Here is a 20,519-nt window from a genome sequence, read left to right as displayed (position 1 = left end):
GCGAACGCGCGAACGCCCAGCTGAAGAGCTGGAAGATCCTCCGAAAGCTACGCTGCAGCCCTTCCAAGGCCGGCCACCTCTGTAAGGCCATCGCCGTCCTTCAGAACCACCGAGTTGCCCAGGGCACCTGAGGATGAAAAAGGTTCAAGGAGCGCACATTGAGCTGGACTGTCAGGGGCAGGCTGTTCGACGGCCCGCGGCCGTCGAACAGCTCGACGGCAAGAAAGAGCAGCGTGTCCAAGGTGGTCTGCTTGACGCCCGCCTCAACCTTCGCCGGATCCGCCGATTGCTGAGCGAGACGGTGGAGCTCGCTCGGGCGTAGATGGCCTAGAAGCCTGGCCATCGCCAGGGGCATCTCCTCCAGACGGGGGATGCGGCCACGGCGTTCTAGGTGGTCAACAACGGCAGCGACGGCTGTCGCAGCATCTTCAGAGGCAAGCCACTCAACACTTGGCGCCACCCGTCGCGCCATATAGCTCAAGCGGGCATCGTCGCTTCTGAATGCGTACACGATGCCAGGTGCGGCAGAAAGGCATCGTACGCCCGTTGCGTCTTGGACGTAGTCGCGCAACTCGCCCGCTGCGAACAGATACTGAAAGGTATTGCGGCTGGTGAGGATCCCGTCGTTGTGCTCCCTACCCTTGATCTGGTTCCGCTCCCAACGCTGGCGCGCAGACACCACCATCGCAGTCTTCGCCAGATCCCACGCATGCCTCAGGGTGCGCTGTCGCTCGGCGGGATCCTCTATCACATTCAGGACATAGGTAAGCAGCACGACATCGGCCGGCTCCAAGCGCCCGTGAGGGAAGTACACCGGGTCCCATCCAGATACACCGAGACCTAGGCTCTCCAGAGCGCGGACATCCGCACCCCGCCCGCAGCCGTAGTCGAGCACGGACGTGCCAGGATCCATCTGCAGATCCATGACGGCTTGTCGGGCAGGTACGGACATGCCCGTGCGGCCGATCGCGGTCAACTGCCTGTCGCTGCCCCAAGGTTCCTGTGACATCGGTGCCTCCACACCCAAACAGGCGACTCGACGGTGCCCCGCGTCCGCTTGATCCGGCTCAGGCGGCTACCCGTAAGGCTCAGCGAAACGGCCATAGGCCAAGAGCAGTAGAGCCCAGCAACGAGGGTCCCGCCAGCTCCGGACGTAGGCGTTTCCAGCGCAGCGCCAACTCGCGGCGATCTGCCACAGCACAGCGCCGACTAAGACGATAACTACTTCCGAGATCCGCTGGTAGGGCCGGCCCACACCGCCAGGCGATGGCCGCTCTAGCTGGTGCATCCGCTAGGTCTAGCGGCTCTGCTAGCGGAGAACTGCGCTTTAACCTGCTCTCTAGCGTTCTAGCGGCCTCATGCGAACGCCCCGGATGGGCTCCAGGGGCGTTCGCCAGAGAGGCGCGGGCCGCTAGGGTTGGACCCTCCGCTTGCGCAGCGCCTCGGCCACGTCGGCGCGGTGGAAGCCTTTCCGGTTGCGGCCCTCACCAGCGGAGTTGCGGCCCCATGTGTCCTCTGTCCTGACGCCGTACTCCTTCAGGCGCGCGGTGAGCGTGGCGGTCTTGGCGTCGTCCTCCAGATCCGCCCACTGGCCGTAGGCGTCCGGCCGGAAGTCCGCGAGCCGGTCCACGACCGTGCTGTTCCACAGCTTCTCCTCCTTGGCAGTGGTCACGGTCAAAATGTCGGCCAGCAGGTCGTACGAGACCCGCTTGGCCGGTTCGTGACCGATCGCCTGGCCGGAGAGTGTCCCGGCCGCCTGGCGGAGCTGGTAGGCGCGCTCGGCAATCAGCTCCGATGTGGGCCCGTCCAGGTAGGCCGACCGGACGATGATCGGGTCCTCGGCGATGCCGACCGCCCAGGAGATGCCCTTGTCGTTCAGGGTGAACATAGTGGCCTTGACGCCGGCCTGGTGCATGCCGGTGCCGAGGATCATGTCGTTCTCTTGCCAGCCCATCACCCGCAGGCAGATCCGGATGCCCGCGTTCGCCGAGATGGCCTTGGGCAGGCTGTCCTTGTCCGGCCGCTGGGTGGCCAGGATGAGGATGATGCCGAGGGCAGGGCCGCGCTTGATGATCGCGGTGGCGTGCTTGGCGGCCTCCTCGCCGTACTCGTCGTCGGCGAACAGCTCCTGGCACTCGTCGATCGCGACCACCATCGGGTGCAGGCCGAGGTCGCGCCGCGCGGCCAGGTCGGGCGTGACCTTGAACTCGGGCGCCTGGTGGCGGGGCAGGCCGTCGATGACCTCTGCGCGTCGGTCCAACTCGGCGTACACCTCGGCCAACGAAGCGACGCACGCTGCCTTCGCGGAGTCGGTGGCGCCTTTGGCATAGTGGTGGGCCACCTTCTCCAGCGCCGACAAGTCGCCGGTGCCCTTCAGCTCGAACAACCGCAGCTCAGCCAGCGGGTCCAGGGCGCAGGCCAACAGGAGCACCCGCAACGCGAACGTCTTGCCGTAGCGCGGCATGGAGCCGATGAGCACGTTGGCGAACATGAGCAGGATCGCCACCGGTCGGCCGCGCTGGTCGTTGCCGTACGGGATCGGGTCGAACAGGCCGACCTGGCCCGACTTCAGCAGCGGCCAGACGGGCTGTCTGGCTTTGCGCATCTCCTGGTCCCCGACCCACAGCACCAGGCGGCCGGGGTGCTCCTCCGACACCGGTTCGGGCCACACACAGCCCAGCGCGCGCCGCAGGCCGGAGGCGAGCTTGTCGCGCTTCTCCAGCACCTCCGCCACGGTCACGCCGAGCGGGAGATCGACCTCGGCCCGCCAACCGGGTCCGTCCCGCATGATCGGAGCGGGGAAGGTGATGCCGCGCCCCTTCTTACCCAGCGCCTGGTTGATGGCCGAGATGCCGAGCGAGCCAAGCGCGTCCAGCACCTGGTCACTGGTGAGCTTCCGCACTCTGCTCGGAACGACCGCCCGGTCCAGCAGCGGCTGGTCGGGCGGCGACCCGATCAGGCCCGCCGCGGCGACGAGCACGCCAACAATCGTCCACTGGGCCCAGGTCGGCGCGGCCACCGCCACGAAGATGCTCGCCAGCACCATGGTGATGGCGCCGATGAGGAGGGTCCACAGCCGGGCCTTGACCCGACTGTCGCGCTGCCGGGACAGCGCCAGGTACTCCGCGGCTTCCTCCTTCGACACGGCTGCTCGACGGACCGGGCGGCCTTCCAAGTCGAACAGCCAGCGGACCAGTTCCGCGAGCACCCGCCAGGCACCGGCTGGGGTCCATGCCAGGAGCTTTGCCGCGTACTTCGGGATGCGGAGCGCATGGTAGGCCAGCACGTAGCCGGTGTGCTCGGCCTGCCACATGAGCACCTGCAACGCATCCGCCCGCGACCTCAGCCATACCGGGACCAGCGGCGACCGCTCCTGACGGCGTGCAGCCAGCTCAGCGAGCAGATCCGCCGGGCCGGACTCGTGCGGCTGATCGACCGCGATCACCCGGCCCTCAAGGACATCGTTCTGGTCCTCAACCTCCCGTGTCGGCTGCTCCGAGGCGGGCGCGGAGGCACTCTCGCGGGCGACAGGCGAAATCTCATCCGGGGAGACGACCACGACGCCGTCGTGCATCTCGTCTGTGATCGTCACACCTCCACCTCCATCCGAGTGACCAGCGATTCGCGGATGCCCGCCCACAATGGTCCGGTGCATCGGACGTTCGGCGTCGCCTGGCGCACACTGCGGAGGAGGACCAAGCACGCGCACATAATGAGGATCAGGATGTCCTTCACGCCGCATCCGCCTCGCCTGACGACATACTGTTCGGCAGTGGTATGGCGGCCTCTGTCTCTGGCGCTTCGACCTCTTTCGTCTCGGTCTCCTGTACCCGCTCTTTCTGCACCTCGGCGATGATCTCTTCGGCCTCGCGCTGCTCCAGCCCCCACCGGTTCATGAGCGGGCGTCGGCCGAGGCGCTGCTTGCCTTCGCTGAGGCTGTCGATGTAGGCGAGCCGTGCCGCCTCGTACCGGTCGGTGGGCAGGACCGTCACGACGCGTTCCACCTCTACGACGGTCTCAGCGGGCTGGCACAGGTGCTCATCCATCGAGGACCCGTCCAACGGTCGCCGAGTGTTGCGGACAATCCACATAAGGAGCTCGTACGCTCCCGCGAACGCGACTGGCGCCAGGGCGCTGATCAGGCGTGATCCGAGTCCTCCGGACCATCCGTGCGCCACGTTTGCCGCAAGGGTCACCGCCCCTCCCAGTGCCAGCGCGACCCACGCCAGGACTGGCACACGAAGCCGGCGACGTGAGCAGTAGACCATCACCAGCGAGGCCATGACGATCACACCGTCGGACATCGCTGGATAAAGGATGGCCATGTCGTGCCGCTCCCCCAGAGCGATGGCCAAGGCGTAGAAGTGGTGGTACGACACGTAGGCTGCTGCACCGGCGACCGCCAGCAGGATGGCCACCGCGAAGCCGAGGATGACCCGATCTCCGAGCCGACCTGTGCCGGTATCGGAAGGGGTTGCGGCGATCGGCGCGGTGTTCTCACGATCAGCTTGGAACAGCTTGATGAAGAAGCGCCGGGGACGCTTGGGCGGGGCCGCTTTCGCGGACATCGTTTCGTCGGCAATCGGCTGTGTGGAAGGGTGGCGCATGGCCTGGCTCCTGGTTTGGTCAGGGTGCTGGGTCACAGGCCGGGGTTCGGTGTCGAAGTCACCGAGCCCTGGCCGCCGTACTGCCGCTGTCCCGGGCGCAGCGCGATCGACTGCTGTAGATCCCGAATGGGCAGTTGCTGGACTTCCCCGTGCATGGGCGTGCGCCGCGTAGTAGAACCCGATCTCGCTGGGGTGAGTCCGGGCGCGGCCTCCTGGAGGCCTATTCCGGACATGAGAGGTCCAGCCACGGAGCGTCGAAGCTACTCAGGAGATGGGCGAACGGTTCAAGTCCCCCCTCGGACACGTACTCCGGTACATGCTGGGCCTGGCCTCAACTGCGACAACCCTCTCTGAGGGGTCGTAGACGAGGTACAGGCCCATCTGCGCGTAGAGGTCGTTCCGATCGGCGGGGTCCGCCTCCTTCAGGACATCAGTCATCTCGGCCAGTCGTGGGATCAGTTCCATGATCTCCTTCTCGGTGGTCTCTCTCTTACGGTTGATGGCGCGTAGCCGTCCTTCCGCCGAGCAGCGTCCAGCTGGCCCATGCGAAGACCATCGTCGCTGCCGCCCGAGCTCTCAGGCTGCCTCGGCGGGCAGCCGAAATCGCCGTGGCCACCGCGTTGCAGGAAAGTGGGCTCGACAACTCCGCCGTAGGCGACCACGGGACGGCCTTCGGCCTGTTCCAGCAGCACCCGGACAGTGGGTGGGGCACCCGAGCCCAGGTCAGCACACCCAACTACGCGGCACGCGCCTTCTACCAGCGGCTGATCAAGGTACCTGGCTGGGAGACCATGCCGCTGACCAAGGCGGCGGCGATCGTCCAACGCCCTCGGGAGGACCTGCGCGGCGAGTATGCCAAGCACGAGAGAAAAGCCAGGACGCTCACTGCCACCCTCTGGAAGCCCACCGAGATCGTCGCCTCACCGGCAGAACCTGATGTCAGGTTGTCCGCCGCCGAAGAGGCCCAGCTACGCAAGGTCATTGAGGCCTCCGCCGCACTCGGCGCCCCGAGAACCTCGGCTGTCGATGATGCAGCGTCCGCCCTCGCTGGACAGAGGGCCGGAGACGACCCCGCCAAGATCAGACGTCATGCCGAGAAGGCTGTCATCTCGATCGCCGGCGAGCTCTGCGCTGAGCTCTCGGCCGGAGGCGTCGCCGCTGAAATCGTGGCCGGAGCCGGCCGCGGGGTGGTGGCCGTACGGGCGGCGCTCGCCATGCGGGGTGTCCCGTACTCCTGGGGTGGCGGCGGCCCGAACGGCCCCAGCTACGGCATCGGCCACGGAGCCGGGACCAAGGGTTTCGACTGCTCCGGCCTGGTCGAATACGCCTGGGCCAAGGCCGGTGCCCGAGTAGGAGGTGATACTTCCATGCAGTGGAACGCCGGAACCCGCGTACCCAGAAGCCAGATCAGATCCGGAGACCTGATCTTCTTCGCCTATAACCCGAAGAACCCTGCCACGATCCACCACGTCGGCATCGCTATCGACGCCACCCGCATGGTCCATGCACCGTCCACCGGAAGCACCGTACGGATCGAAACCTGGGCTGGCGTGCCAAGCCGGGAACGAGGATTCATCGGTGTCGTCAGGCCCCATGCAGCTCTAATACGAATCGCGTCGTGACCTACAGGCTGGGACACTCCATGAAGCCAGGCCGTTCACGGGGATCTGGAGGCAAACCAGCCCAGCAGCCCCCAAAGCGTTGCTCCACCAGCGGCGAGCCCGCACAGGAGAGCAGCCGGCCACGTCGAACCGTCCGCAAGCATGAGAGCCGTAGCGATGTTGACGGCGGCCACCACCGCCAGCACGATCAAGACAATGCGTTCAGGATTCATCAGCCCGCAGCACCCATGGATTCCTCGGGCGCGGGCACGATCCGGGGCATGGAAGTCCTCAGCAGCCGGATTCTCCTCCGCCCCGCCGGCCCCGACCGCAGCCGCCGGTTCTACCGCGACGTGCTGGGCCTCGCGGTCTACCGCGAGTTCGGGCCGTCCGACGATCCGGGGGTGATGTTCTTCCTCGGCCAGGGATTCCTGGAGGTCTCCGGGCGCTCCGAGGGCGCGTCCGGCCAGGCGGTCGGAATATGGCTCCAGGTCCGCGACGTCCAGGCCGAGCACGAACGGCTGGCCGCCCTGGGAGTCCAGGTGACCCGGGAGCCGCGGCAGGAGCCGTGGGGGCTCGTCGAGATGTGGATCGAGGACCCCGACGGGACATCCGTCGTCCTCGTCGAGGTCCCCGATGACCACCCGCTCAGGCGCGACCAGCGGCCGTCCTGAGCACGACCGCCCTCTTGGGCGCGGTCCGCTCCCCGGCGCGGGTCGGCCAAGCGGCCCGCTCTTGGGCGCGGTCAGAGCCGGGCGGCCCGCTCTCCGGCGCGGGTCAGAGCCAGGCCGTGAGAGCGGGAGGCGGGGCACCGTGTTCGTCGGTGAGTGTGCCCGCCCCGCGCCCGGTCAGCCAGCGGGCCAGCTCGCCGGGCTCGCCCCCGACCCGCACCGGCGTGCCCTGCCCGTCGACCGACCAGGTACGGCCGGTCGCGCTCACCAGCGACAGGGCGGGGTCCTCCCCCTTCACCGAGCGGCGGGCGGCGACGTCGGAGAGGAGCTCCTCGCACAAGTCGACCGGCAGGTCGGCGAACGCGACACCGGCGTCGAGGTCGACGGCGTGGACGGCGACCTCCCGGACGCGCAGCCAGGGGATCTCGGACGCGGGGACGGTGCGGCCCTGCGCGGTGACGACCGGCGCACCCCACTGCCGGTCGTCGAGCGCGGCGAGATCGGCGCGGAGCCCGGCGCTGTGCTCGGAGACCAGGTCGCGCAGCCGTCCGGCGGGCCAGGAGGCGCCCTCCGCTATCTCCGCCGCGCGCTGCTCCGGCGAGGCGTACATCGGATTGGGCTCGCCGGTGCGGGCCCAGGAGGCCAGCCGGCGCAGCGCGGCGGCGTTGAAGCCCAGGTGGGCCACCAGATGCCGCCGGGACCAGCCGGGCAGTGGCGTGGTGCCGTCGAGGTCGGCGTCGGCGAGCCGGTCGAGCGCCCCGGCCAGCAGGTCCGTGCCGCGCTCCATCCACTCCAGCGACCGGATAGGCGTGGCGTCCCGGGCGGTGTCTCCCCCGGTCACGATGGGTCCGAGCCGGGGACACGGGCGACGTTGTCCAGCCTCCCGATGCCGCTGATCTCGGTGACGAGCCGGGAGCCGTCGGCCAGGTAGCGGGGAGGCTTCCGGGCGTGCCCCACACCGCCGGGGGTGCCGGTGGCGATGACGTCGCCCGGCCGCAGGGTCAGGATGGTCGAGACGTAGCGGACCAGTTCGACCGGGTCGAAGACCAGGTCGTCGGTGCTCGCCTCCTGCACGGTCTCACCGTCGACCGACCCGGTGAGGGTGAGTGCCGGACGCACGCCGCCGGGCAGTTCGTCGGGGGTGACCAGCACCGGGCCGATGGGCGTGGTGCCCTCGAACGTCTTGCCCTGCAGCCATTCCGGCGAGCGGTACTGCCAGTCGCGCATGGTGACGTCGTTGACGACGGTGAACCCCGCGATCGCCGCCTCGGCCTGCTCGACGGTGGCCCGCCGTACCGTGGCTCCGACGACAACGCCCAGCTCCGCCTCCCAGTCGACCGCGCCGGACTCCGGCGCCAGCTCGATGGTGTCGGTGGCGCCGATCAGCGCCTCGGGGTACTTGGCGAAGAGCGTCGGGAACTCGGGGAGCTCCCGGCCCATCTCCAGGATGTGGTTGCGGTAGTTGAGCCCGACGCAGATCATCTTGCCGGGGTGGGGGACGACCGGCGCGAACCCCTCCCCGGTGGGCTCGATTCCGGCGCTCCGGGCGGTCGCGGCGTACTCCCGCCAGTCGGGGCGGGCCAGGAGGGCGCCGACGTCCGACGCCCCCAGGTCGACGTATCCGCCGTCCTCCACCCGCACCGCGCGGGTGCCACCGGGGACGCGAAGGGTCGCGAGTTTCACCGGGGTGCTCCTTCCACATGCGAGCGGTCCTGGTGCAGACGCTCGAAGATCGGGGTGTCGCTGAACCGGAAGAGGTCGAGGCCGGTTTCGGCGCCGACGGTCAGCGGCTGCCAGGAGGGGACGACGAACAGGTCCCCTCTCTCCACACTCCACCGGCGGTCGCCGACGGTCACCTGCCCGCGTCCGTCGAACACCTGCCAGACCGAGGAGCCCACCTCCCGCCGGGTCGCGGTCAGCGCGCTCTCGCGCAGCCGGTGGAACTCGGCTCGGATCGTCGGCATGACGTCGTGGCCGGTGGTGGGGTTGGTGAAGCGCACGGCGGCGTGGCCGGGTTCGACCACGCCCGGGTGCCCCTCGTCCTCCAGGTCGAGCTGGTCGCGGAGGGCGGCGTCGGTGTGCTCCCAGCGGTAGGCGGCGATCGGCGAGGAGGGGGTGTCGCCGAGCCGGGAGACGGGGCGCAGCCCCGGGTGGGCCCAGAGCCGTTCCGAGCGCGACCGGTCCGGCGTCTCGGTGGTCGACACCTGTTCGGGGCCGAACTCGAAGAAGGCGCTGTCCGTGGCGTGGACGAAGGGGATGTCCAGGCCGTCCAGCCAGGCCATCGGCTCGGTGGCGATGTTGTGGTGGCCGTGCCACCGCCAGCCGGGCGTGAGCAGGAAGTCGCCCCGGCGCATGGCCACCGGGTCGCCGTCGACGACGGTCCACACGCCCTCGCCCTCCACGACGAACCGGAAGGCGTTCTGGGTGTGCCGGTGCTCGGGCGCCACCTCTCCCGGGCGGAGGTACTGGATCGCCGCCCACAGGGGCGGCGTCGCGAACGGCCGCCCGCCCAGGCCCGGGTTGGCCAGCGCGATCGCCCGCCGCTCACCCCCGCGCCCGACCGGGACCAGCTCCCCGGCCCGCCCGGCCAGGGGCAGCATCGCGCTCCACCGCCAGACGTGCGCAAGCGCCTTGGACCGCGGACTCCGCGGCATCAGGTCGCCGATCTCGGTCCAGAGCGGCACCAGCAGTTCCTCTTCGAACCCCCGGTAGAGGGAGTCAAGCTCGGGTGTACGCTCCGGCTGGTCCGGCCCCTCCCCCGCCGTGATGCGGACGGTCCCCCGCGTGCTGTCGACGGACATGTCATGGCTCCTTGGTCGCGGTGGCGGCCGGCCCGGCCGGGCGGCACAGGCGTCGGCCCACCACCGACAGGTGTTCGGTCGTCGCCTCGCGGGCGCGGACCGCGTCGCCGGTCGCGATGGCGTCGTATATCTCCTGGTGGGCGACGAGCGTCCGCCGGGTCGCCTCGGCGTCGGTGCCAGCCGCGTAGTGGGCATGGCAGGAGCGGGCGAGTGACTGCAGCGAGGCCGCGATGGCCGGGTTGCCGCTGGCCACGCCCAGGGCCGCGTGGAAGGCCACGGACTCCTGGGTGAAGCGGCCGGAGCTGGAGGCCGCCGCCCGGGAGCCCTCCAGGGCCTCCCGCAGCGCGGCCAGTCCGTCCGTCCTCCGGCGGAAGGCGGCCAGTTCGGCGGCGGCCGGCTCCAGCGCGCTCTGGGCCTCGATCAGCTCCTGGGGGGACAGGCCGCTTTCGTGCAGCCGTACCGAGAGGGCGTCGGCGAACGCCTCGATCCGGTCGTCGGGGGTGCCGTCGTCGGCGGCGTCGAGCCGCCGGTAGCCGCCCGCCCAGTACAGCAGCGGCCGGCCCGCCGTCCCGCCCGCGGCGGCGACCTCGCCGATGAGGACGCGGTGGTCGCCTCCCGGGAGGATCGCGTGCAGCCGGGCGTCGAACCAACTCAGGCAGCCCGTGACGACGGGTGCCCCGGTCTGCTCCTCGTGGGTGGCGACTCCGGGGAACGCCCCCTCCGCCCGGCCGCGCCCGCGCGTGGAGAAGTACTGCGACACGTCCCGCTGACCGTTCTCCAGCACGCTGACCGCGAAGCGACCGGCGGTGTCCACCTCCTCCAGGAAGGGGCTGTGGGCGTTGATGGACACCGCCACCAGCAGGGGGTTCAGCGAGAGGGAGACGAACGAGGTGGCGGTGATGCCGTACAGGTGGGCGCCGTTGCGCGTCGTCACCACGGTGACACCGGAGGCGAAGAGGCCGGCGGCGCGGCGAAAGGAGTTCACGGCGGTGCCCGGGGTTGTCGTCGGCGCGCTCATGGGCTACTCCCCCGCCCTCTCGTGGCCGGGCGGATGTCCGAGGCCGCGGAATCCGTAGATGTCCAAGGTGAGCTCTCCGTCTCGCAGGCGGCGCATGTAGGCGTCCTCCTTGGCCGTCCGCTGCCGGGCCGCCTCCACAACGCGCCCGGCCTGGTCCGCGGGGATGACGACGATCCCGTCCTCGTCCGCCACGACCAGGTCACCGCGCCCGACGGGCCGTCCCCGCAGGAGGATCAGGGAACCGACCGTGCCGGGCCACTCTTTCACCGTCCCCCGGATCGCGACGTGCGTGCTGAACGCCGGGAACCTCAGGGCGCGCATGCGTTCGGTGTCGCGCACGCCGCCGTCGATGATCAGGCCGACCACCCCGCGCCGCTGCGCGGCGACCGCCAGGACCTCGCCCCAGTAGCCGAACGGCGCGGCGCCCGCGTCGACGACGAGGACGTCGCCGGGGCGCGCGGCCTCCAGCGCCCAGTGCAGGGGGAGGTTGTCCCCGACCGCGGCCTGGACGGGCAGCGCGGTCCCGGCGAGTCGGGCTCCGGTCCAGGCCGGGCGGAACGCGGGGTCCAGGTCGCAGGCGAGCCCGGACGCCTCGTACAGGGTGGCCGACCCCATGGCCAGCAGCTCCCCGGTGTCGGCGTCGGTGCCGACGTGGCCGTCCGTACTGCTCGGCGCGCTCAAGACGCTTCCTTCCGCTGCAGGTCGTGGTAGCCGTAGGCCGCGCGGGCCTCGGCGATGGTGGATCCGTCGAGCGCCTTCCGCAGGATCCCGTCCTCGCGCTCGGAGATCTCCTCGGCGACCGCCAGAACCCTGTCCTCGCAGTCTCGCGGCACGGCGACGACCCCGTCCTGGTCTCCCACGATGAGGTCGCCCGGCCGGACCTGGACTCCGCCGATGTTCACCGGCTCCTGGACCTGGGCGACCTCGACGCGGTCCTTGCCCGTGCGCATGAACCGTCCCCGGCTGTAGATCGGGTAGGCGAGGTCCAGCGCCCGGTGCACGTCGCGGCAGACGCCGTCGATCACGGTTCCGGCGATGCCGCGGGCGTGGGAGACCGCGGTGAGGATGTCACCCCAGACGGTGCAGTCGAGGCGGCCGTCGTTGTCCAGTACGACGACGCCGCCCGCGGGCACGTCGTCCAGGTAGTCGCCGACGGTCCCCGGCGGGGTGCTCGCCGAGACGTAGCGCACCGTGTAGGCGCGGCCGGCCATCTTCTGGCCGGGGCCGAGCGGCGCGATGCCGAGCAGGCTGCCGGTGCGGCCCAGGCGGTCGAGGGCGTCGGAGACGCTCGCGGTGGAGAGCGCGGCGAACCGCTGTTCGATGCTGTCGGTCATGGGGCCGCCTCCGCGGTGATCGTCGGGAACTGGGAGTCGTGCATCACGTCGATGACGTCGCGCCCGGAGCGCACGGCCCGCGCCATGGCGAGTTCGCGGGCGGCGATGCGTTCGGCGAGGTCCAGGACGCGTCCGATCTCGGCGCGGGCGACGAAGGCGACGCCGTTGCGGTCGGCGATGACGAGGTCGCCGCTGTTGACCCGGACGCCGCGCACCTGGATCGGCACGTCCATGTCCTCCTGGACGATCCGTCCCCGAGCGCTGACCGGCACGGCCGTCCGGGCGAAGAGCGGCAGGTCGACGCTCTCGCAGTCCTGGACATCGCGGCAGGCGCCGTCGACGATGACGCCGGCCACCCCGCGCTGGACGGCGGCCTCGGCGAGCAGGCCGCCCCAGCAGGAGACGTCGGTGCGCCCGTGGTTGTCGATGACCACCACGTCGTCGGGGTCGGCCACGGCCACCAGGGGGGTGGCGATGTGCGTCGCGGGTCCGGCCGCGGACTTGGGCGCCGCCTTGACGGTGCGGACGACGCCGGCCATGACGCGCCCGGCGGGCCACATCGGCTTCAGGCCGGTCACCGCTCCGGGCAGGCCCAGGGTGTCGAGCGCGTCGGAGATCGCGCAGCTGTCCAGGGCGCGAAGCCGTACGACCTCGGCCGCCGCGCCGCCGGGGGCCGCGGTGCTCGCCGGGGTGCTCATCGGGTGGTTTCCTCTCTCGCGGGCGACCAGGTCACGAATCCCATGGCGTTGCCGGTGCCGGCCTCGGTGCGGTAGCAGGGCTGGTAGTCCACCGAGCTCACCGACAGGCCGGTCTCCTCCGCGATCCCGGCGACGGCGATCCAGTTGCGCAGCTCGGAGCTGCCGGAGCGCATCTCCGACGCCGGAACCGACGCCAGGTGCTCCTCGTCTCCGGCCTCCAGCGCCGCGAGAAAGGTCAGGTCGAGGTCCTCGTCGATGACGAAGTGGGACAGCCCGCCCGAGGCCACCACACCGATCCGCAGGTCCTCCGGGAAGGACGCGAGCGCGCGGCCGAGCGCGCGGCCGAAGTCGAGGCAGCGCCGCGCCGAAGGCGGGTTCGGCTCGTAGAACGTGTTGATGAAGACCGGGACCATCGGCACCGTGGACCGCTCGCCGACGATCCGCTGGTAGATGAAGCCGTAGCCGTGGGGGATGCCGTGGTTGCCGTAGCGTCCCGCGGGCAGGCTCCGCGAGGCGGCGACGTCGAAGCCCTCCTCGGCCGCCGACTCGATCAGGTGGCGGGCCAGGTCCGCCCGGCAGGGACGGGTGACGGTCCGCTCCGGCACGTCGCCGTGGGCCGCCTCCGCCAGCCCCGGCGCCATGGCGGCGAGCTGCTCGGGGGTGAAGGGGACGTGGTCGACCGCGTCACCCCAGTAGATCGCGAAGGCGGGCAGCAGCCGGTCGTCGTAGACCTCCTTGTGGTCGCTGCTGACGATGACCAGGACGTCCACCTCCGCGTCGCGCAGATGCGCGCCCAGGCCGTCCATCGCGTCCCGGCAGGCCTCCCACCGGGCGGCCTGGACGTCGTCCGCGCACTCGTGCGCGAAGTCCTGGCGCGCGGCTTTGAGCTCGTCGAAGGTGTAGCGGGCGCCGCGGAACTCCAGGGTGGAGCTCCGGCGGTCGGCCTCCCCCCGCTCGGCCCAGCGGGTCGGCGGGGTCTTCAGTTGCGGTCCGTGTGATGTGCCGATGCCGGCCACGACTGTCGCCATCATCTGCCTTTCGTGTGGTGGGGCGTCCGGCTGGGGTGCTCTACAGGCGGAAGAGGCCGGCGGCGTTCTTGGCGAAGATCGCCTCGCGGTCGTCCTCGGTGAGCCAGTCGATGTCGTTGACCAGCAGGTGGATGTCGTCGAACCAGCCGCCGGTCTCGGGGTTGATCTGGGAGCCGGTTCCCGGCTTCTCCGTGCCGAACAGGCAGCGGTCGACGCCCGCGACGCGGATGAGCAGCTCGATGGAGTCCTTGGTGTACAGGCAGGTGTCGAACCACAGGCAGCGCAGCTTCTCCAGGTACGGCGTGCCGCCGGCGCGGACGCCGGAGGGCAGGAAGCGGCCGACCTGGTAGGGGATGGCCCCGCCGCCGTGCGAAACGATGATCTTCAGGTCGGGGAAGTCCTGGAGCACCCGCGAGGAGAGCAGGCTCCAGACGGCGACCGTCTCCTCCTGGATGAAGTGCAGGCTGTACGGCTCCCGCGTCGGCGGCCGGCAACCGGCGGCGTGGATCAGCGCCGGCACGTCCAGCTCGCACAGAGCCTCATAGACGGGGTACCAGTAGCGGTCGCCGAGCGCGGGCGGCACCTGGGTGCCCTCGTAGGGGTCGGGGTTGAGCAGGGCGCCGACGAAGCCGAGTTCGGTGACGGTGCGGCGCAGCTCGGCGGTCCACTCCGCCGGGTCCAGGTCGGGGCTCTGCGGCAGGCCGGCCACACCCTTGAACCGCCCGGGGAACAGCTCGCAGGAGCGGTGGATGATGTTGTTGGTCTCCTCGGTGAACCAACGCACGATCTTCGAGGGCTGCTCGCTGTGCATCATCTGGTAGGGGCGGGGGGAGATGAGCTGGAGGTCGACCCCGGCGCCGTCGATGTGGTCGAAGTGGGAGACGTTCCCGAAGCTGGGGTGCGGCTCGAAGTGGGCCTCGCGCAGCCGATCGTCGCTGATGGCCGGGGGCTTGCCTCCGTGGGCTCCCCGGTGGGACAGCAGACCGGCCTTCCACGCGTACAGCTCGGCGGGGGCGGTCAGGTGACCGTGGACATCGATGATCATGAGTTCTTCCGTAGGTCGGGGCCGCCTCGTCCGGCGGCGGATACTCAGGCGGGGAGCGGGGAGGAGATGAGGTCGGCGATGCGGCCGTCGACGGCCGAGCGGTCGTAGGTCCGCAGCAGGCGGGTGCGCCCGGCGCCCGGGTCGCCGCGGTGCAGGTACTCGTACAGCTCCTGGCGGGAGCCGAAGCCGTCGCCGACCAGATCCCAGGCCAGGCGGAAGAGCCGCGCCTTGCGGTCCGCGCCGATGTCGTGCCCGCGCATGTACTTGTCCAGGAAGGGGCGCAGTTCGGGGTTGGCCAGGTCGGCCTCGGTCGGCTGCATGATCAGGCCCGAGGCGCCGACGCGGCGGACGATCTCCACCACCCGCGAGGAGATCTCGGCCGACCAGAAGCCCAGGCCGTAGCTGGAGGCCGGCGCGAGGAGCCCGCTCGGGGTGCGCTGGGGCGACATCTCGGCCCCGACGATGCCCAGGCGCAGGGTCTCGGCGTAGGAGATCAGCTCCCCGAGGTCCTCCTGGATGCCGCGGAAGCCGTCCACGCCGATGCTCCTGGCCAGCATGGCCGCCACGGACACGAAGACCTTGAGCCGCTCGTGGAAGCGGATGTGGGTGCTCTGCATGCTCCAGGCGTTGATGCGGCTCAGACCGCGCAGGGCCAGCATGCCGTCGCCGAGGAGGAAGAGCCGCTCCCAGGGGATCTCGACGTCGTCGAAGAAGAGCATGGCGTCCTGCTCGTCGTAGCGACTGGCGAGGGGGTGGCTGTGGCCGTTGGCGTGGGCGCCGAGCGGCTCACGGCAGAGGATCTTCAGGCCCTTGGCGTTCATCGGCAGCGCGAACCACAGGACGAACCGCTCGGCGCCGCGCTGGGCGGAGACACCGTTGAGGTAGACGAGGACCTCGTGGGAGAAGGGCGCCAGGGTGGCCAGTTGCTTGGCTCCGCGGATCACGACGCCGCGGTCGTTCTCCTCCACCACGTGTAGCGCCAGGTCGGGGTCGTCGAGCGGGCTCGCGCTGCGGTCGATCTGCGGGTCGCCGAGCGCGTGGGTGAGGACGAGGTCGTGCTCCATGGCGAAGCGGTGGTAGGCGGCGGCGTTCGCGCCGAAGCCGGGGCGGTTCTTCTCCAGCTCGTCCCGGAAGTCGTGCAGGCCGACCACGACGTTGGCCATGAAGTCGGGCGAGCGTCCCTGCTGCCCCCAGCTCTCGCACATCCACCACTCGGTGGCGGCGAACTTGGCGCGCAGCTCCTCGGGGGTGGTCGGCAGCGTGTACGAGCGGCTCACCCGGTTGCCCGTCTCGGGGGAGACGAAGGTGCCGATCTCAAGGGCCTCGGGGTCGGAGAGCCGCAGGTCGAACAGCCTGGCGAACTCGTCGATCGCGCCCCGGAAGGCGGGGTGCTCGGCGACGTTCTTCACGCGCTCGCCGCCCAGCCAGACCTCCCGGCCGTCGTCGAGGCTCTCGCGGTACCTGTCACCGGTCATCGCGCCGAGGGCGCCGGTCACGTCCATCGTTGTCTCCTGGGTCGTTTTCGAAAGTCGATCGGGGATTTCCGGGTCTTCCCGTGCCGGGCTCCGCGGCCTCCGGGGTGGGCGGCCGGCCCTTTCGCAGCCGGGCGCCCCGCCTGTGGCCGACGTTACGAGCGGTCGGGAGGCGGGAGCACCGGACGGCCGCACGAAGCTCCGGGGCCGTGTTCCGACACGGTGTCGGAACACGGCGGCGGGGGGCAGGGTGGGGAACGGTTGGGGAGCACGCCGCTGGAACACGGCGGTGGAGCAGCGGTGCGAACGGTCAGGGTTGTGCGAGCGCTGTCAGGGAGAAGCCCGCGACGTCGCGGTAGCTCTCGCCGAACCGGCTGATCTCCTCGGGGGTCATGACGTCCGCGATGTCCTCGAAGGGCCGGTCGCCGGTCCGGTCGAAGACCTCCCGCAGGAGGGCGTCGGGCGGGTTCACCCGGTTGGTCAGCACGACGCGGGAGGTGGCCTCCAGCCGCTCCGCCTCGTAGGCGCTCAGGGCCCGGTACGGGTCCCCGATCGCGGCCAGGTGCGCGGCCAGGGCACCGGCGTCCAGGATGGCCTGGGCGGCCCCGTTCGAGCCGCGGGGCACCATCGGGTGCGCGGCGTCGCCGAGGAGTGTGACGCGGCCGTCGGTCCAGTGTCCGAGAGGGTCCTGGTCGACCATGGGGTACTCCAGCACCTCCTCCGCCGCCCGGATCATCGCCGGCACGTCCAGCCAGTCGAAGTGCCAGTCGGCGAAGGGGCCGATGAAATCCTCGATCAGACCGGGGCGGTTCCAGTCACGGGCGTCGAGCATGGGGCCCTCGACCTCCGCCACCCAGTTGACGAGCTGGTCTCCCTGGGCGTTGACGTCGTCGCGGATCGGGTAGATCACCATCTTGCCCGTCGCGAGCCATCCCGCCCGCACCATGCTCGCCCCGGTGAGGAACCGCGGCCAGACGGTCGTTCCCCGCCACATCATGTAGCCGGTGTAGCGCGGTACGGCGGTGTCGCCGTGGAGCTGCGCCCGCACGGCCGAGTGGACGCCGTCGGCGCCGACGACGATGTCGCCGCGGACCTCCGAGGTGGAGCCGTCCTCGTGCCTGACGTGCGCCGTGGCCGAGCTCCGGTCCTGGATCACGCGGACGGCCCGGTGGTCGAGCCGTACCGCGTCGGGACCGAGCCTGTCTCGGACGGCCCGGAGCAGGACCTGCTGGAGGTCGCCCCGGTGGATCGAGAACTGCGGCCAGGGGTAGCCCGCGAAACGGCCCGCCGGCTCGCGGGCGATCAGCTGCCCGAACCTGTTGAAGAACGCGGACTCGCGGGTGGTGACGGCGGCGGCGGCGAGGTCGTCCTCCAACCCCAGCCGCGCCAGGTTCCGGGTGGCGTGCGGGAGCAGATTGATCCCGACTCCGAGGGCGCCCAGCCGGGGTGCCGCCTCCAGCACCACGCAGTCGATCCCCGACCGGTGGAGTTCGAGCGCCAGGGTGAGACCTCCGATCCCGGCGCCGAGAACAATGACTCTGGATGTGGTTGTCATCGGATTCCTCCAGCGTGGAGACCCCCGGCTTGGGCCCGGGGGAGGAAGGGCGGCAGGGTGCCGCGGGGTGTTCTGGCACGGCTCGGCCGAAGGGGGCGGTGAGGGTGCCTCCCTTTCGGCCGGGCCGGGACCACCGGGCCGCGCGAACGCGGCCCCGGTACCGTTCGAGCCCGATCGGGCCCGAGACCTACCGCCCGGCCCGGGATCGGGCCGGGTGCGGCCCCGGAGGCCGGGCCCGAGGTCAGGTCGTGCGCAGGACGGCCTTGAGGATCGAGCCGTCGTCCATCGCGGCGTAGCCCGCGGCGGCCTCGTCGAGCCCGTAGACCCGGTCGACCAGCGGCGACGGGTCCAGCCGGCCGTTCACGACGTCGTCGATCAGCCCCGGCAGGTAATGGCGGGCCGGCGCGACCCCGCCCGCGACGCGGATCTGCCGTCCGAAGATCCGCGCCGGCGGGATCGGCCCCACCCCGTGGGGGACGCCCACGAACCCGACCGTGCCCGCCGGGCGGACGACGTCGAGCGCCGCGTCGAAGGCGCCCTGCATACCGACGCACTCGATGACCCTGTCGGGCAGGCGTCCGCCCAGCAGGTCGCGGACGGCCTCGACGGGCGACTCGTCCCGGGAGACCCGCAGCGTCTCCGCGCCGGCGCCCTCGGCGACCTTCAGCCGGTCGGGCCGGTCGCCGAGGAGGAGGACGCGGACGGCACCGGCGCGCGCCGCGGCCATCGCCGCGGAGATGCCCACCGCCCCGTCGCCGACGACCACGACGGTGTCGCCGCTTCCGACCCCGGCCAGCGCGGCACCGTGCGTGCCGGTCGCGAACACGTCGCAGAGCGGGATGAGCCTGCGCGCGAGGTCGGTATCGATGTCCTCCCAGGGGAGCACGACGAGCGTCGCGTCGGCGTGCGGGACCCGGATGGCCTGGGCCTGGGCGCCGTCCCAGTCCTTGCCCCAGATGCCGGCGCTCCCGCAGAGCGGCTGCAGGCCCCTCCGGCACTCCTCGCAGTCACCCTCGGAGAACAGGAACGGCGCGATGACGGTGTCGCCGGGGCGCAGCGTGCCGACGTCGCGCCCCACCTGCCGCACCCGGCCGATGAACTCGTGGCCGATGCCCCCTTCGCCGTGCGGTACGAGCCCCCGGTAGGTCCACAGGTCCGAACCGCAGATGCCCGTGAAGAGGATGTCGACGACGACGTCGGTGGGGTCGACGACCTGGGGGTCGGGCACCTCCCGGGTCTCGATCCGCCCCGGTTCGGCGAACCATACTGCACGCATGCTGTCCCAGCCTTTCCTCAGAGATCAGGCCGCGGCCGGGTGGACGACGACGGGCAGGGCGTCGAGCCCGCGGATGAGCTGGTTGAGCCGGCGGACCGGCTCGCCGACCTCGAACCGCTCGACCCGACGCGCCAGCGCGGCCAGGATCGAGTGGCCCTCCAGCCGGGCCAGGCCCTGCCCCGCGCAGCCGTGCATGCCGTAGCCGAACGCGAGCTGGTCCATCGGGTTGCGGGTGGCGTCGAACCGGTCGGGGTCGTCCCACTTGCGCTCATCGCGGTTGGCCGAGGCGTACAGCATCATCAGGCGCGACCCGGCGGCCAGCGGCACGCCGTCGATGTCCACGTCGCGGGTCGCGACCCGGCAGAAGAACTGCACCGGCGCCTCGATGCGCAGCACCTCGTTGAACGCGCTGGGGATCAGCGAGGGGTCCCTGCGGACCAGGTCCCACTGCTCCGGGTTGCGCGCGAAGTACCAGACCGCGTTGCTGATCGCGTTGATCGTCGTGTCGAGCCCGGCCGTCACGTAGGCCGACATGAGGGGGACGCAGGACTCCTGGGCGATCTTCCCCTCCGCCGCGGCGTCGTAGATGGCCCGGCCCATGCTTCCCGGGGTCAGCTCCTCGGGCCTGATGCCCGACAGGTAGGCGAGCTGGTCCTGCAAGAGGGGGAACGCGGCGTCCGTGCGCGGTCCGGGCGGGCCGCTGGCCGAGAAGGCGGCGTCGGCCCAGCCGAGCACCTTGTCGCGCCCGTCCTGGGGCAGGCCGATCAGGTCGAGGACGATGGAGATGGGGAAGGCGCGCGCCAGGTCGTTGACCGCGTCGAACTCCCGCCCCTGGACGAGAGGCTCGACCAGTTCGTCCGCCCGGCGCTCGATGTCCTCCTTGAGCTGCCGGATCGCCTTGGGCGACAGCCGGGCGGCCAGGACGTTGCGGAGCTTGTCGTGCTCCGGCGGGTCGGTGGCGATGATCATGCCCCTGGTGGCGACGTTCGCCAGGTCGTTGAGGCCGATCCCCCGGGCGGAGCTGAAGGACTCCCAGTCTTCGAGGGCGGCGCGCACGTCGGCGTACCGGCCCAGCGCCCAGGCGCCGTACCTGGGGAGGTAGACGGCCGGGGCGGTGTCCCGGATCAGCTGGTAGAGGGGGAACGGGGCGGTCAGGGCCTCGTCGCTGAACAGGTCGAGATCGAGGGACGGGCCCTGAGGGGTGGCGGTCATCCTTGTGCTCCCATGTGTGGAAAGGGTGGTGGTGGAGGAGTCGGGCGCCGAGACGTCGCCGGCCGCTCAGACGGAGGCCGCTCAGACGGAGGCCGCTCAGACGGAGGCCGCTCAGACGGAGGCCGCTCAGACGGAGGCCGCTCAGACGGAGGCCGCTCAGACGGAGGCCGCTCAGACGGAGGCCGCTCAGACGGAGGCCGC

Annotated in this window: 19 protein-coding genes and 1 pseudogene; 3 read left to right on the top strand and 17 right to left on the bottom strand. The window is 70.9% G+C overall.

Annotation, left to right across the window (positions count from 1 at the left end):
• A pseudogene (locus AB0C16_RS38410) lies at positions 1-131 on the top strand (IS5/IS1182 family transposase); the annotation flags it as partial.
• On the opposite strand, the gene AB0C16_RS38405 reads toward AB0C16_RS38410, so the two are convergent.
• The 4 genes from AB0C16_RS38405 to AB0C16_RS38390 form a co-directional block, all read right to left on the bottom strand.
• Positions 101-1,009, bottom strand: a complete 909-nt coding sequence (locus AB0C16_RS38405) for a DNA phosphorothioation-associated putative methyltransferase (protein WP_357690785.1) — start codon at positions 1,007-1,009, stop codon at positions 101-103. The pseudogene AB0C16_RS38410 and the gene AB0C16_RS38405 overlap by 31 nt on opposite strands.
• A 402-nt stretch (positions 1,010-1,411) precedes the next feature.
• On the bottom strand, positions 1,412-3,592 hold the full coding sequence (locus tag AB0C16_RS38400; protein WP_357690783.1) for an FtsK/SpoIIIE domain-containing protein: 2,181 nt from the start codon (positions 3,590-3,592) through the stop codon (positions 1,412-1,414).
• A gap of 139 nt (positions 3,593-3,731) precedes the next feature.
• Positions 3,732-4,607: a DUF2637 domain-containing protein gene (locus tag AB0C16_RS38395; protein ID WP_357690781.1), complete on the bottom strand. Its 876-nt coding sequence runs from the start codon at positions 4,605-4,607 to the stop codon at positions 3,732-3,734.
• Between the two features lie 264 nt (positions 4,608-4,871).
• Complete coding sequence (locus tag AB0C16_RS38390) at positions 4,872-5,072, bottom strand: hypothetical protein (protein WP_357690779.1); 201 nt, start codon at positions 5,070-5,072, stop codon at positions 4,872-4,874.
• Positions 5,073-5,398: 326 nt separating this feature from the next.
• Here AB0C16_RS38390 and AB0C16_RS38385 point away from each other — a divergent pair, with 326 nt between their 5' ends.
• Positions 5,399-6,229, top strand: a complete 831-nt coding sequence (locus AB0C16_RS38385; protein WP_357690777.1) for an NlpC/P60 family protein — start codon at positions 5,399-5,401, stop codon at positions 6,227-6,229.
• Between the two features lie 260 nt (positions 6,230-6,489).
• Complete coding sequence (locus tag AB0C16_RS38380; RefSeq protein ID WP_357690775.1) at positions 6,490-6,882, top strand: VOC family protein; 393 nt, start codon at positions 6,490-6,492, stop codon at positions 6,880-6,882.
• A gap of 103 nt (positions 6,883-6,985) precedes the next feature.
• On the opposite strand, the gene AB0C16_RS38375 is transcribed toward AB0C16_RS38380, so the two are convergent.
• From AB0C16_RS38375 to AB0C16_RS38315, 13 genes are all read right to left on the bottom strand, one after another.
• On the bottom strand, positions 6,986-7,720 hold the full coding sequence (locus tag AB0C16_RS38375; RefSeq protein ID WP_357690773.1) for a maleylpyruvate isomerase family mycothiol-dependent enzyme: 735 nt from the start codon (positions 7,718-7,720) through the stop codon (positions 6,986-6,988).
• Positions 7,717-8,562 (bottom strand): fumarylacetoacetate hydrolase family protein, encoded by an 846-nt coding sequence (locus AB0C16_RS38370; protein ID WP_357690771.1) that lies wholly within the window; start codon positions 8,560-8,562, stop codon positions 7,717-7,719. Before AB0C16_RS38370 ends, AB0C16_RS38375 begins: the two co-directional genes overlap by 4 nt.
• Positions 8,559-9,680: a cupin domain-containing protein gene (locus AB0C16_RS38365; protein ID WP_357690769.1), complete on the bottom strand. Its 1,122-nt coding sequence runs from the start codon at positions 9,678-9,680 to the stop codon at positions 8,559-8,561. Before AB0C16_RS38365 ends, AB0C16_RS38370 begins: the two co-directional genes overlap by 4 nt.
• Before the next feature lies 1 nt (position 9,681).
• Positions 9,682-10,698, bottom strand: coding sequence for a flavin reductase (locus AB0C16_RS38360; RefSeq protein WP_357690767.1), 1,017 nt, complete (start codon positions 10,696-10,698; stop codon positions 9,682-9,684).
• A gap of 3 nt (positions 10,699-10,701) precedes the next feature.
• Positions 10,702-11,379: a 4-carboxy-4-hydroxy-2-oxoadipate aldolase/oxaloacetate decarboxylase gene (locus tag AB0C16_RS38355; RefSeq protein ID WP_357690765.1), complete on the bottom strand. Its 678-nt coding sequence runs from the start codon at positions 11,377-11,379 to the stop codon at positions 10,702-10,704.
• The gene (locus tag AB0C16_RS38350) at positions 11,376-12,032 is read right to left on the bottom strand and encodes an RraA family protein (RefSeq protein ID WP_357690763.1); all 657 of its coding nucleotides are present in this window, start codon (positions 12,030-12,032) and stop codon (positions 11,376-11,378) included. The genes AB0C16_RS38355 and AB0C16_RS38350 overlap by 4 nt, the downstream gene beginning before the upstream one ends.
• Entirely contained in the window at positions 12,029-12,730 is a 702-nt protein-coding gene (locus tag AB0C16_RS38345; RefSeq protein ID WP_357690761.1) for a 4-carboxy-4-hydroxy-2-oxoadipate aldolase/oxaloacetate decarboxylase, read from the bottom strand. The genes AB0C16_RS38350 and AB0C16_RS38345 overlap by 4 nt, the downstream gene beginning before the upstream one ends.
• On the bottom strand, positions 12,727-13,761 hold the full coding sequence (locus AB0C16_RS38340; protein ID WP_357690759.1) for a hypothetical protein: 1,035 nt from the start codon (positions 13,759-13,761) through the stop codon (positions 12,727-12,729). The genes AB0C16_RS38345 and AB0C16_RS38340 overlap by 4 nt, the downstream gene beginning before the upstream one ends.
• Before the next feature lie 37 nt (positions 13,762-13,798).
• Complete coding sequence (locus AB0C16_RS38335) at positions 13,799-14,803, bottom strand: amidohydrolase family protein (protein ID WP_357690757.1); 1,005 nt, start codon at positions 14,801-14,803, stop codon at positions 13,799-13,801.
• A 44-nt stretch (positions 14,804-14,847) separates the two neighbouring features.
• On the bottom strand, positions 14,848-16,305 hold the full coding sequence (locus AB0C16_RS38330; protein ID WP_357690755.1) for a 4-hydroxyphenylacetate 3-hydroxylase N-terminal domain-containing protein: 1,458 nt from the start codon (positions 16,303-16,305) through the stop codon (positions 14,848-14,850).
• Positions 16,306-16,585: 280 nt separating this feature from the next.
• Positions 16,586-17,830, bottom strand: a complete 1,245-nt coding sequence (locus tag AB0C16_RS38325; RefSeq protein ID WP_357690753.1) for a flavin-dependent oxidoreductase — start codon at positions 17,828-17,830, stop codon at positions 16,586-16,588.
• Between the two features lie 241 nt (positions 17,831-18,071).
• A complete protein-coding gene (locus AB0C16_RS38320; protein WP_357690751.1) occupies positions 18,072-19,106 on the bottom strand; it encodes an alcohol dehydrogenase catalytic domain-containing protein in 1,035 nt (344 codons plus the stop codon).
• 24 nt (positions 19,107-19,130) lie between these two features.
• Positions 19,131-20,318 carry a cytochrome P450 gene (locus tag AB0C16_RS38315; RefSeq protein ID WP_357690749.1) on the bottom strand — a complete coding sequence of 396 codons (1,188 nt, stop codon included), beginning with the start codon at positions 20,316-20,318 and terminating at the stop codon, positions 19,131-19,133.
• Positions 20,319-20,519: the final 201 nt, after the last annotated feature.

The sequence above is a fragment of the Nonomuraea sp. NPDC048916 genome, assembly GCF_040649575.1.
In the GTDB taxonomy this organism is placed as follows: domain Bacteria; phylum Actinomycetota; class Actinomycetes; order Streptosporangiales; family Streptosporangiaceae; genus Nonomuraea.
Note: the sequence above shows the minus strand (reverse complement) of the source record. Positions and strands in the feature narration are given on the sequence as shown.